Here is a 13,012-nt window from a genome sequence, read left to right as displayed (position 1 = left end):
TTAAAAAGTCATTATTTATTAATAAATTTTAGAGAAAATTGTGGAAAAATTTACTTGGATAGAGCCATTTGAAAAAATTTCAAAATGGCTTTTAGAATATAAAGATAAAAGAAATGAACTAATCCCAATACTAATGAATATTGGGGTAGAAAATGGATTACATGATGCTGCATCAAATAAAGATGTATTATTAAAAGACATTGATCCTTTTAGTTTTGTTGCCCAAATTCTGAAGTATGGAGATTCTAATAGAATTAAATTGCTCACTGAGTTAAATACAAATGTAAAAATAAATTATACGGTACCAAATGATTTTTCTGGTGTTCCTAATGTGATGTCTGTCAAAGCCAACCTATTTTCTTATAAAAAAGAAAGAGGAGAATCTGACATTACAATTTTATGGAATTTATTCGAGGCAATTCATAAAGACCATAATATTGAGATCAATTTTAATAAGGCTTTACTGGTAAAACAAACGGCTCTTGCTAAATTAACACAAATGATGTTCGTTTTGTTCCCAAACAAGTTTTTTCCTATAGATGGGCAAACAGTCACATGGCTTAATTCACGTGGCTTTCCGACTAATAGTTATATTCAATGGCAAGAGTATTCAAGCTTATTAAAGCTTATTAAACAAAACTACAAAGCGACTTTGGCATGTCTTTCGCATACCTGTTGGTATATAAATGAAAAAACATTTAATAAAAGAAATGCTGAAGAACTATTATCTATAAGATTACATAGAATTACGGCAAGTGTAGAATATATAAAAGGTTTTTCCACACAAGATGGTAAACAGATTGCCTTAGAGATTAGTAATAAATCTGAATATTTTAATATAATTTTTGAAGATAAAATCCCTGATACTCTGGGATTAAATGCTCAATGGAGAAAGGTTGGTAATGCTAATTTAGCTAGACACGCTCCTAAACTTGCTAATAAAGAGGTTTGTCTAATTAGGACAAATAAAAATTTTAATTGGTATGATTTTTTAATGCTTTTAGATTGGTATGAAGGCTCAAATATTATGTTTACAGATTCCGAAAATAAGAATGATTCAGAAGTTGATATTATTAAAAGTCAGATTCATAATTTTCCTTTAAATCAAATTCTTTATGGGCCTCCTGGCACAGGTAAAACATATGCCACAACAGAATTGGCTGTCCAAATTGCTGATCCAGAGTGGTATACCTCAATAACAGAGACGCACATTAGCGAGCGTCATAAGATTATTAAAGAAAAATATGATGAGCTGATTAAAGTAAAACAAATAGCTTTTACTACTTTCCATCAAAGTTTTAGTTATGAAGACTTCATTGAAGGCTTAAAAGCATATATACCTGAAGATGAGAAAAATATCGCATACAAAATTGAAGATGGTATTTTTAAGCGTATTACTATTGCAGCGATGAAATCACAAGGTATTCATCAATCAGATATAGGATTGAACCAAGAGCCAACTATTTGGAAGATATCTTTAGGCGAACGTTGGGAAACGGAACGACGTAAAAGATATTTTGAAAATGGTCAAGCAAGAATTGGCTGGAGTAATGTTGGTGATTTAAGAGAGTACCGTACTGAAAAAGAACAACTATATTATGATTCGCTTAAGTCAAATACACATTCTACTTTGTATGATTTCAGCACAAGAATAAAAATTGGTGACATTGTTTTATGTCTAAAAGATCAGCAAACAATTCGAGCCATTGGTGTTGTTAAATCTGATTATTACTATGATGTAACTGGTGAGGATGACTATGCACACGTTAGAGATGTGAATTGGATTGCGAAGAATATTAGTTTAAATATATTGGCTTTGAATGATCAAAAGAATTTAACTTTAAAAACTGTATATGAGTTATACAGAATGAGTTGGTCAAATATCATTGAAGAGTTAAAAAAACAAAATATTGAGATCGATGGTTTAACAACATCTGAAGTTGCTGTAGAACAGAATCATAACTATGTCTTGGTGATGGATGAAATCAACCGTGGCAACATTTCAAAAATCTTTGGTGAACTCATTACGCTTATTGAAGATGATAAACGTGCTGGTAAGCCAGATGCGCGTGAATTAACCCTGCCATATTCAAAAGAACCTTTTACTGTACCTTCAAATTTATATTTGATTGGCACGATGAATACTGCGGATAAATCACTAACACAATTAGATTTAGCCTTGCGTCGTCGATTTGAGTTTAAGGAGGTTGGTCCTGACATTTCAATTTTGGAGAAACTAGGGGCATCACAATATGATGTAGATATTCCTTTAATACTAAGAACAATAAATCAGCGCATTAAATATTTAAAAGGTAAGGACTATCAAATCGGCCATAGCTATTTTATGACTCTATGTAAAAAAATGGATGAAGCAGATTATTTACAAACGCTTAAAATAGTTTTTCAAAATAAAATCATCCCGTTACTACAAGAATATTTCTTTAGTAATTTAAAACATATTGGTTTAGTGCTGAATGATAATCCTGCTGATGGGGATGAGCGAAAGATCATTCAAGACTCAAACATTGGTGAAAATATCTTTGGGTATGGGCAGCAACCAAAAGTAAATCCATTGTTTGCAGTTGAACTAAATCTAGACTGCTTTAGTGATCTAAAACGTTTCCAACAGATCTATCAGTAAGATGATTACGGTAACAGAATACGCAGAGCTACAGTCTTATCAAAAGACTGTAGTGACTGATAAGGCTGAGAATACGGTGATAGCAAGCCGAAGCGCTTATATCAGCCAAGAGACCTTGAATTGGATGGTTGATAAGTACCAAGCTCCTCATAGTGAGAAAACAGAACAAGTTCCTGTATTAGACGAAGTACGGCGCAACAGTTTTAAACTGGGTGCTTATGTCGGTTATATACAAAGCCCTTTCAATGATGAGCAGATTCAAATTTTGCCTAAAATTGAACTAGGTGATAGTGATATGGGAAAAGCTAAAAAGATATTAAAAAACATGCTCTTTGAAGTCTATAACATACGCCCTAAAGAGATTAGTGAAGCTGATTTGGAGCAAACTGATTTGCCTCTACATGAGTGGATTATTCAACGTTTTCTAGAGGAACTTGAGCAGCTTATTCATCATGGTTTAAAACGTGATTATGAGTTGTTACAAGATGAGCAGCCTTATTTGAAAGGAAGACTTTTAGTTCAACAACAGATTAACCATGGGATAGGTAAAGATCATCTCTTTGCAATTGAATATGATGAATTCCTGTTTAATGGTATCGAAAATCGCTTAATTAAAACAGCGTTAATTTATGCATTAGAAATGACGAGGAATGACCATTCTATCGCAATCGGGCATGACTTTACTGAATTAATTCAAGAGATACCAACATGTCATGATCCCGTTGAAAGCTTAGGGCAATGGCGTGAAGGTAAGTTATTTAGTCAATACGAAGATATAAAACCATGGTGTGAGCTATTATTGCTAAATATCAATCCATCATTTCAAAATGGCGAACGCCATGGTATGTCTTTACTATTTTCTATGCCGCAGCTTTTCGAAAAATATGTGGCGAAAAAGCTACAAACTCAGTTGAAAATTGGTCATAGATTGCAGATTCAGCCGAGTCGACAAACATTGGTGAGTCACACACCTAAAAATAGAACACTACAAAACTGGTTTGCATTAGAACCTGATTTAGCGATTTATAAGGGGAGTGATTGTCAGGTCATTCTCGATACTAAATGGAAGTTTATTCATCATGATAAAGCCAATTCCACTGAAAAATATGGAATCAGTCAGGCTGATTTGTATCAGATGTATGCCTATGGCAATAAGTATTTAGGTCAAAAAGGTCAGTTAATATTGATCTATCCAAAACATCAAAAACTCACAGACTATTTGCCCCACTTTAGCTATTCAAATGAGTTAAGCTTACTTGTGCTTCCCTTTGATTTGGAAAAAGGTATCTTGGTTGGACAAGAACTTGTAGAGGCTATGATTTAAAGGAACGCTCTAGAAATGTTATCAAGTAATACTCTACATATTGGCCAAAATTTAACAAATAAGGAATTATATGAGGTCTTCGGTTGCGGTAATTCCGGAGGGATGCGTCGGGCCAAAAAAACTAATAGCCTGATTATTATTTCAAGTCATTTAGAGTCAATTTACGAAAATCGATGGGATGGTGATATTTTGCTTTACACAGGTATGGGCTTAAAAGGGGACCAATCTCTCGACTTTAACCAGAATAAAACATTGAGCCAGTCTCAGATAAATGGAGTTCAAGTTTTCTTATTTGAGCAATTCAAGGTCAATGAATATACCTATTTAGGTCCAGTTGAATTAATCAGCGAACCTTATACAGAGCAGCAGCCAGGTCAAAATGGCCATCTTCGTACAGTGTATGTTTTTCCATTAAAATTAAAGACTGGTGAACGCTATATTGATGAGGAAACTATTCAGACATGGCAGGAAAAGAGACAGAAACAAGCAAAGAAATTATCCCTAGATGAACTCAAAGATCGGGCATCAAAAAGTAATCCTATAAGCAATGAGTATAAAACGGTTGTTAAGCAATATGTACGTAGTGCATACGTGGTCGAATATGCAAAACGCCTAGCCAAAGGTGTATGCCAATTATGTGACCAACCAGCACCATTTCATGATAAGAACGGAATACCATATTTAGAAACACATCATATTGTTTGGTTGGCAAGAGGCGGCGAGGATATGATTTTCAATACGGTTGCACTCTGCCCAAACTGCCATAAACGTATGCATCTCTTAGACTTAGAAGAAGATAAAGTTAAACTGTTGTCCAGAATTGAACTTATAGCTTTAGAGAAACATAACTAATGAAAAGTATTGAAGTTGTTGCAGCCATTATTATTAAAGATGGAAAATTTTTAGTTGTTCAAAGAGGAAAAGCAAAATTTGATTATGTGAGTTATAAGTGGGAGTTTCCTGGCGGAAAGGTAGAAACTGATGAAACTTTAAAACAAGCAATTTCTAGAGAAATTTTGGAAGAACTACATATACATATTAAACCAATAGATTTATTCGTTACTGTTGAACATACTTACCCAGATTTTCATCTAGTAATGCATTGCTTTATTTGTGCTTATGAATATGGCGATATCGAATTAACGGAACATATTAGATTGGCATGGTTAAACTACAGTGAGCTTCACTCTGTGGATTGGGCTGAAGCTGATAAACCAGTATTACAATATTTATCTAAAAAAGGTGATTTATGCATGCATGGTCTGGAACTATAAATGAGTTCCTGTTAACTAAATCCGATGAATTAGTTAATGTTTTAAAAATTTTTGAAAATAATGATAATAATATTGAATCCAAGAAAAAAGCATGGTCTGACTCAATTAAGATGTTGAAAGATTATTTTATAAATAAAGCCGTTTTCAGTAATTCATTATTAATTTTTGAATATACTATTCCCTTATCGGGGGGGAGAAGACCAGATATAATATTCATACATAATAATCAATTGTATATTTTAGAATTTAAGGGTTACGCAGCCTCAACAGAAAGAGATCAAATTCAGTGCGATTTATATAAGCAATATTTTAAACATTGCTCTAGTTTTGTCATAGATTTTGGAATTGATGTACAACTATTTAAAGTTACACCAGATACTAATTTAGACATTATCCTCAAACAGGAACAGCCAATTTCACTTAATTTCACGATAAAGGATTTTTTAAAGAATAAGACGATAACTTCTTCAAACCTATTAGCTGAATTTGAAAATATCTTAAATAGCCATAATACAGAATTTAGCAAGGGAGTTTCAGAAAATTTAGACGAAGTCTATTCAGAAATAGAAAACCTTATTCATACTGCAAAAGAAAGTAAAAAACATCTATTAATATTTATAAATGGTCTACCTGGTTCTGGCAAAACTATGTTAGGGCTTAAATTAGCATGTTTAAAAAATAATGAGTCTATGTACTTATCAGGCAATGACTCTTTAATAAAAGTATTTAGAAACAAAATTAATCAATTTACTCAAAAGAAAAATCCAGAATTTATTAAATATTTCAAAGATTTTAAAAAAAGTGTGGTACATAGGCAAGAAATTCATCAAAATATTTTTATTTTCGATGAAGGTCAAAGAGCCTGGAGTAGTCAAAAAGTAGAACAATATTATGAGAATAAAGCAGATATGCGTAAAGAACATATCATTCATAATTGGAAAGGAAAATCAGAAGCTCAGATTTTTCTGGATGGTTTACTAATGAAAGATTGGGGTGTAGGTATTATATTGGTTGGAAATAATCAAGAAATATATCTGGGTGAGGAAAAAGGCTTAGCTTTGTGGAATGAACCATTTGAAAATAGCTCAGATTATGCAGATATTGAGGTTTATATAAGTGAACAAAATCAAAAAACGTTACTTAAAGATGTACAGAAAATAAATGTTAGAAACAACTTATTTTTAAAGAAAAATTATCGTTCTTATGGAAATGAGCTTTTATATGAATGGGTAGACTTAGTATTAGATGGAGATTTAAAAAAAGCGAAAGAGATTAAAAAGACTTTCAAAGAGAAAACAGCATTTTTTTTAGAAACATCTTGTGATCTTAATGGTGCCATAAAAAAGGCATTAGATTTCTATCCTAACACTGACGAAAAGTCCATAGGATTGTTAAAGTCTTCTGGTGTAGCTCTACCAAAAAAAGATGGAAAAAATAGCTATTACTTAGCTGGTGATAAAGCTGTCATTTACTTTAATGGTCACAAAGACAGAAAGGAATATTGTAATAAGCTTCAATATATGGCAAATGAATTTGAATGCCAGGGCTTAGAGTTAGACTTTGTTATTTTCTACTGGGGAAATGAATTAGGTTACAAGAATGGTAAATGGACAGTTAAAAATGATCCGGAAATAAATCAAGAACAATTAAATTTAAAAATTAATGCTTACAGAGTTTTATTAACACGAGCAAGAGAAGGAATGATTGTAGTTTTTACACCAAAAAATTAATTGAGGCACTAAAATTACTGGATGAAATGGTGTTTAAGTTTCGTGTCATAGAACTTAGATGTATTAGTTCTGAATTGATCTGACACAGGTCTTAGAAAAGAGAAAGCTCCCCGTTTGATAAAGGTGTTAAGTTTTAGCAAAGCAAAGGGAGCTTTCTAGGAGCATGTTAATACTCCCTAAAAATCATTGAACTTAAAAGTAGAAAATAATAAACCTTAGGTTTAATGAGATTTTCTGTGAAAATATCTAAATATTCAGATAGTTTACTCATGAATATTTTGAAGTAAGCTGAATAAATAGGTACACCAATAATCGATGTCTAGAACCTGGTTTGAGCTCTGCTACATTCTATAAGTGGGAATCCAAATATAGCGGTAGGGGGCTTTCAGTAATGATGCGAAAGAACTTGAGATTGAAAATATCTGTTTTAAAGCGTAGGTATGCAGATGAACGGCTAAAGTCGGACATATTGCAAAAGGTTCTGTGAAAAAGTTTTAAGGCCTGTTCAGTAAAAGTCACTTATTCAGCAAACTGCTGAGCAATTTAATATTTCAATCAATATAGTCTGTTTAATTTTCAAAAGCTTAAGTTAATAATCAAGCCGAAGAAGCCTATTCAGCCGGAAATACCAGAATCCCTTTCACTAGCAACAAGGAAGAATGAATCTAAGTCGATGAACTTTATATATGATCAGTTCAGTGATGGTCGCAGTTATCGTATTTATAATGTGATTGATCACCACAATCGTGAGTCTTTGGATATATTAATAAATTTTTTCTTACCTATGGAACGTATTCTTCGAGGAGTAGATCAACTGATTCCATGGAGAGGTAATTCAATATCTTAACTACTATTGCTAATGGTTTATGATTTTTTATATACATTTCTATTCCTTTTTCTTGGATAGCTTTAGTTTAACAGTTAAGATTAGTTCACTTAAGAATTATGATCATACTTTACTGATGTAGGTTACACAGTAAAAATTAAAAGGATAAAGCCGAAATGAGAACCAAAAACTTACCTTTAGCCCTAGCTTTTAGTACTACATTTCTAACTGGATGTATGACTACAACAAATATGGGACTCTCAGGTATCGATCGTAAACAATTTATGTTGATCCCATCACAAGAATATTTTATTGAAGCGAATAAAGGCTATAACGCCATGATGATTCAATATAAACAACAAGGCGTATTAGATCGTAAACCTGAAATAACAAAACGTGTTGTGAATATTGCCAAAAAAATCACTGCACAAGTTGAAGAGATTAAACCAAAAACAGCTCAATGGACATGGGAAATGCATGTAATTAATACAACTACTATAAATGCTTTCTGTACTGGTGAAGGCAAAATGGCAGTCTTTGAAGGAATGATTTCTACATTAAAACTTACTGATGATGAATTAGCAGCAATTATAGGTCATGAAATTTCACACGCACTATTAGAACATGGACGAGAACGTGCTTCACGTGATTTGGTCACAAATCTAGCTGTAGGACAAATAGGCGGTAATGCACAAATTTTAGCTTATTTCGGTACAAAACTTGGCTTATCTCTACCGCATAGCCGAAAACAGGAAAGTGAGGCAGATCTTTTAGGATTACAGATTGCAGCGAAAGCAGGATACAACCCAAATGCAGCAATAACTTTATGGAAAAAGTTTGGTGAGCTAAACAAAGGATCTAACAATAAACTATCTGAATTATTAAGTACCCATCCTATACCAGATGAACGTATGAAGGCATTAGAACTTGCTGCACCCAAGTTTATGCCCTATTATCTGGCTTCAAAATATAATTAGAAATATCTGAATTAAATGATAAATCTAATATATATGCATGTAAAGATGACAACAATAAAAATACATCTTTTCTAATTATTTTCATCATTCAATGAAATATAGCTCAACAAACCATCTTTAGAAACAAATAAGGGTAAATTCCCAGCTAGAGCATATATTGAGTTTTTATTTTTTAAAAACTCAATTGTATTGTAGGTAAATTCCCAGCCAGTCTCAATATCGCCTTTGATACCATAAATCATGCATTCTGTACCATTAGCTCGTGATATTTCACTGAGCTCCTTATCTACTAAAAGTTTTGCTGATTCAAAATCAATCATTCTTTTGTCCTAATTAACTGATCATACCTAAGCTCATTTGTAATTTTGCATAACCTGTAATAGATAAAGTAGGTTGAGCATCATAGAATCGACTTATTCCTCCCTGATTAACTACATTACTCATGATCAAAAAGAAAATCCATGCATACCGGTATTTTATCACACTGCGCCTGAGCCGAATAAAAGGGGATTAAGCCGTTTTTTACTACTAAATGGGTGAGATTATTGTTCACTATAGCCAATCAAAATATGAAACTCATGGTTGAATATTAGATGTAAAACGTGAAGAGCCCATAAAAAAGTGTGGTAAAAGGAAATGGAGAAGCCTCAACCTAAGCTAGATTGGGGTATGAATTTTGAGGTGTAATATTTTATTTTATGATTTGATAAAATATTAGACGTTATTATCGTTAAAGTTGTATAAAAATAAATCTATTTTATAGGGGGATCTATAAAAAATATACTATCTAGCCTTTTTATTGCCCTTGCGATTATTTCACCGTTAGCTTTTGCTAGTGAACAAGATTCTGTATTGCAGAAAAATATTCAAGAAAGAGCAGCAGAGATTAATAGAATTAATGCAAGTAAACTTACAAAAGTAACGACCTTACATGATGGAACTAAAATTTTTCCAACAGGTACATTTCCTAATGCTAATAGTCGAGATAAAAATGCTGAATGTGCGAAGGATGGGTTGATCAACTATACACCTAAAGCAGTAGTCACATTATCACCAGATACCAAAGATGCTACAATTTGTATTGCTCCTCCTGATGAGAATATAAGTCACTCACAATCACGTGCATTAGCTTATCTAAGCCCACAACCACCTGATCAATATGTAAATGCTAATCAAATATTAGCCTATGAGGGGTGTGCAACTTTTGGTAACTTTGGGCTTTACGATCAAGGATTAGTTCAGATTTATATAAATAAAACTCATTGCTATGCTGGTACGATTGCTAGTCCTAGACCTAAGATGATCCCAACTATAGAATAGTAAAATGCTATAATTAAACGTTCAGAATTATCCATGATTACTCTAAAACTCTAAGTATTTTAAAAAGATAATATGGCTTTTTAGCAGTAAATAATACAAGGCTTAGCTTTTTATTAAAAAATGAACCGTTTCTACCCTAAGCTGAGTACAAGTCTAAATTATCTTATTCAACATAATCCCTATAATTCCTCTTATTGATTCCTATCAAATCATCATACAAAGTAAGGATACAAGACTGAGTAGCATTTATCTCAAGAAAGTCATATTATGTCAATTTTAGGAAAATTTAAAAATCTCTATGCAAAAATTTATCCGATATTTTTTGATTTCTTATCTTTTAGGCTAATCAGAAATAGCCAATAACATAAGCCAGGAAATACAGCCATAAAGATCGTCCATATATTGGTATACATTTTCCACCATTCTTCTGAAATTTTTCCTGTATGCCCCCATCCCAAAAGAATAAAAAATGGAATAGCAATAATTAGAGAGGCAATACAGATGGTTAATAAATTAAGACTATTATAACGATTTAAAAGAAAGGAGAACGTAAAGTTGAAAGGCACAGTCAAAATACAATAAACTAAGTAAACAAGACCGTGCCCTACAAGAACTACAAAAATCGAGTATAGGCTGTATTCTTTATTCATTATAATAAATAGGACTGCTGTGAAAAAAAGTAACGGTAAAGGAGCAAGTAAAAGAGCTTTTACTATATTTTTATTTGAGTATTTCACAGGTTGAATTCTCTTATTTACTCAATAAACATTAATATTATACCGAATTTTTCAGAGCTTCTTGACCTCTATTTAACATAAAATTAAGTTATTCTGTTTCAGAGTAAGACTTTGCAGTAACTTTTTCAAATATTGCATGGGTATTAAAGAACGAACTTGCTCACCATCTCAATTACAAAACAAGAGTAGAAGCCAAAGCAGATATTACAAAATATATAAAGCTATTTTATAATCAACAGAGAATTCAAAAAGGACTGGACTTTAGATGTATTAGTTCTGACTTAATCTGACACAGGTCTTGAAAAAGAGAAAGTTACCCGTTTTGATAAAGGTGTCGAATCTTAACAAAACAAAGGTAACTTTCTATGATGCATACTAACAATCAAATCATTAAACACAAAGTAGGCTTACTCAATTTAGCTGAAGAACTTCAAAATGTTTCCAGAGCTTGTAAGGTGATGGGCGTATCGAGGGATACATTCTATCGCTATCAGGAACTCACCGAATCAGGTGATATGGATGCATTGATCAACAAATCCAGACGTGTACCTAATTTCAAGAACCGAGTTGATGATCAGATTGAACAAGCCGTGATAGATTATGCAATTCAATTCCCTGCTTATGGACAACATCGAACAAGTAATGAGCTTCGCAAGCAAGGTATTTTTGTTTCAGGCAGTGGTGTTCGATCTATTTGGCTTCGCCATGATCTAGAAAACTTTAAGAAGAGACTTAAAGCCTTAGAGGCTAAAGTAGCTCAAGATAGTATTCAACTAAATGATCAGCAAATAGCTGCATTAGAACGTAAACATGAAGATGATGTTGCATGTGGTGAAATTGAAACAGCTCACCCAGGTTATTTAGGCTCACAAGATACGTTCTATGTTGGTAATTTAAAGGGCGTTGGTCGTATCTATCAACAGACTTTTATTGATACCTATAGCAAAGTCGTACACTGCAAGCTTTACACAACAAAGGCGCCAATTACTTGTGCGGATTTATTGAATGATCGTGTATTGCCTTTCTATCAATCACAAGATTTACCAATGCTTCGAATTCTGACAGATAGAGGAACGGAATATTGCGGTAAAGTGGAGCATCATGATTATGAATTATATTTAGCAGTCAATGATATAGACCATACCAAGACGAAAGCAGCTTCACCACAAACCAATGGAATTTGTGAACGTTTTCATAAAACGATATTACAGGAATTTTATCAAATCACATTCAGGAAGAAACTTTATAGTTCGTTGGAAGAGTTACAAATAGACCTAGACGAATGGTTAAAGTTTTATAATACTGAAAGAACCCATCAGGGCAAAATGTGTAATGGACGAACACCATTTGAAACATTACTTGATGGAAAACGAATTTGGGCTGAGAAGAATTTAGCTCAAATTTAAACTGACAGTCACAATTAAAAATGGGTAACTGTCAGATCAGGTCTGAGCTAGTACACATCAGTAAATATATTTAATACATCCAGTTTGAATTCTAAAGCTTTTCTTCTTAGGTTCTTATCCGAGCCTAAATAATTAATCTTTTGATGATAATTCATAATTCTCAAGTTGCTTAATCCTAATCCAAGCCTGATAGCCAAATTGGTTTCTTAAGTAATCAGTACCTAAAATCGCAGCACAATCTTTAATGTTCCAAATTTCAGGATTACCAGAATTAATACGATCTTTGCGGTTCTTGCGATGTAAGGTTACATCAGCAACATTTCTATTTTTTGATTTATTAATCATGACTTATCCCTCCAATTTATCAACTTGGATGGTGAGTGCACCAATATAGATATTAGGCGAGTGATAAGAATTTAAATCATTATTAAAAATCAAATAAAACTTGTTAGATAATCGCCGTACATAAAAATAATCAAGTACATTGCTTATTTTTTTATTTGTCATTAGTGAATTTAACTTATTTTTAATTAAAAGTTCTGAACCGCTATTAATAATAGGGAGTTGAACGTTACTATCTTTTATAGTAAAGCTATCAATATTTGTGATGATTGGAAGTTTCTTTAAAATCAAAGAATCAAAATTAGGAAATTCTTTTTGATTAAAGAGAAATTTTTCAATCTGATCAAATATAAACTTGATATATAAATTAAACATAACTTTACCTACTCGAATATCTCATGCTTTAAATTATTGTTCATGTAGTCCATTAGGATC

General features: G+C 32.5%; 12 protein-coding genes and 2 pseudogenes. 10 read left to right on the top strand and 4 right to left on the bottom strand.

All coding sequences use genetic code 11. From position 1 onward, the window contains the following. Positions 1 to 40: 40 nt before the first annotated feature. The 7 genes and pseudogenes from HUS24_RS15905 (at position 41) to HUS24_RS15880 (ending at position 8,772) form a co-directional block, all read left to right on the top strand. Entirely contained in the window at positions 41 to 2,641 is a 2,601-nt protein-coding gene (locus HUS24_RS15905; RefSeq protein WP_173912939.1) for an AAA family ATPase, read from the top strand. Between the two features lies 1 nt (position 2,642). Next, on the top strand, positions 2,643 to 3,965 hold the full coding sequence (locus HUS24_RS15900) for an McrC family protein (RefSeq protein WP_173912938.1): 1,323 nt from the start codon (positions 2,643 to 2,645) through the stop codon (positions 3,963 to 3,965). Positions 3,966 to 3,980: 15 nt separating this feature from the next. Then, positions 3,981 to 4,817 carry an HNH endonuclease gene (locus tag HUS24_RS15895; RefSeq protein ID WP_173912937.1) on the top strand — a complete coding sequence of 279 codons (837 nt, stop codon included), beginning with the start codon at positions 3,981 to 3,983 and terminating at the stop codon, positions 4,815 to 4,817. Continuing rightward, complete coding sequence (locus HUS24_RS15890) at positions 4,817 to 5,239, top strand: (deoxy)nucleoside triphosphate pyrophosphohydrolase (protein ID WP_173912936.1); 423 nt, start codon at positions 4,817 to 4,819, stop codon at positions 5,237 to 5,239. The genes HUS24_RS15895 and HUS24_RS15890 overlap by 1 nt, the downstream gene beginning before the upstream one ends. After that, the gene (locus tag HUS24_RS15885) at positions 5,215 to 6,969 is read left to right on the top strand and encodes a DNA/RNA helicase domain-containing protein (RefSeq protein ID WP_173912935.1); all 1,755 of its coding nucleotides are present in this window, start codon (positions 5,215 to 5,217) and stop codon (positions 6,967 to 6,969) included. The genes HUS24_RS15890 and HUS24_RS15885 overlap by 25 nt, the downstream gene beginning before the upstream one ends. 296 nt (positions 6,970 to 7,265) lie before the next feature. Next, positions 7,266 to 7,801: pseudogene (locus tag HUS24_RS17095) on the top strand (IS3 family transposase); the annotation flags it as partial. 170 nt (positions 7,802 to 7,971) lie between these two features. After that, complete coding sequence (locus tag HUS24_RS15880) at positions 7,972 to 8,772, top strand: M48 family metallopeptidase (protein WP_173912934.1); 801 nt, start codon at positions 7,972 to 7,974, stop codon at positions 8,770 to 8,772. A gap of 71 nt (positions 8,773 to 8,843) precedes the next feature. Here HUS24_RS15880 and HUS24_RS15875 read toward each other — a convergent pair whose 3' ends face one another. After that, complete coding sequence (locus HUS24_RS15875; protein ID WP_173912933.1) at positions 8,844 to 9,092, bottom strand: hypothetical protein; 249 nt, start codon at positions 9,090 to 9,092, stop codon at positions 8,844 to 8,846. Positions 9,093 to 9,624: 532 nt separating this feature from the next. Here HUS24_RS15875 and HUS24_RS15870 point away from each other — a divergent pair. Beyond that, positions 9,625 to 10,092 (top strand): hypothetical protein, encoded by a 468-nt coding sequence (locus tag HUS24_RS15870; RefSeq protein WP_173912932.1) that lies wholly within the window; start codon positions 9,625 to 9,627, stop codon positions 10,090 to 10,092. 308 nt (positions 10,093 to 10,400) lie between these two features. Here HUS24_RS15870 and HUS24_RS15865 read toward each other — a convergent pair whose 3' ends face one another. After that, a complete protein-coding gene (locus HUS24_RS15865; RefSeq protein ID WP_173912931.1) occupies positions 10,401 to 10,829 on the bottom strand; it encodes a hypothetical protein in 429 nt (142 codons plus the stop codon). Positions 10,830 to 10,972: 143 nt separating this feature from the next. Between HUS24_RS15865 and HUS24_RS15860 the strand changes: the two are divergent. Together HUS24_RS15860 and HUS24_RS15855 are read left to right on the top strand one after the other, a co-directional pair. Continuing rightward, positions 10,973 to 11,119 (top strand): annotated as a pseudogene (locus HUS24_RS15860) (IS3 family transposase); the annotation flags it as partial. Between the two features lie 75 nt (positions 11,120 to 11,194). Next, positions 11,195 to 12,235 (top strand): IS481 family transposase, encoded by a 1,041-nt coding sequence (locus HUS24_RS15855; RefSeq protein WP_173912930.1) that lies wholly within the window; start codon positions 11,195 to 11,197, stop codon positions 12,233 to 12,235. Between the two features lie 132 nt (positions 12,236 to 12,367). Here the strand turns inward: HUS24_RS15855 and HUS24_RS15850 are convergent, their stop codons facing one another. Both HUS24_RS15850 and HUS24_RS15845 read right to left on the bottom strand, forming a co-directional pair. Next, the gene (locus tag HUS24_RS15850; RefSeq protein WP_173912929.1) at positions 12,368 to 12,580 is read right to left on the bottom strand and encodes a hypothetical protein; all 213 of its coding nucleotides are present in this window, start codon (positions 12,578 to 12,580) and stop codon (positions 12,368 to 12,370) included. 3 nt (positions 12,581 to 12,583) lie between these two features. Beyond that, positions 12,584 to 12,952, bottom strand: coding sequence for a hypothetical protein (locus HUS24_RS15845; RefSeq protein WP_173912928.1), 369 nt, complete (start codon positions 12,950 to 12,952; stop codon positions 12,584 to 12,586). Positions 12,953 to 13,012: the final 60 nt, after the last annotated feature.

This window comes from Acinetobacter sp. Marseille-Q1618 (assembly GCF_902809855.1).
Classification (GTDB): Bacteria; Pseudomonadota; Gammaproteobacteria; order Pseudomonadales; family Moraxellaceae; genus Acinetobacter.
The sequence above is the reverse complement of the archived record's forward strand: the minus strand, read 5'-3'. Positions and strand labels throughout refer to the sequence as shown.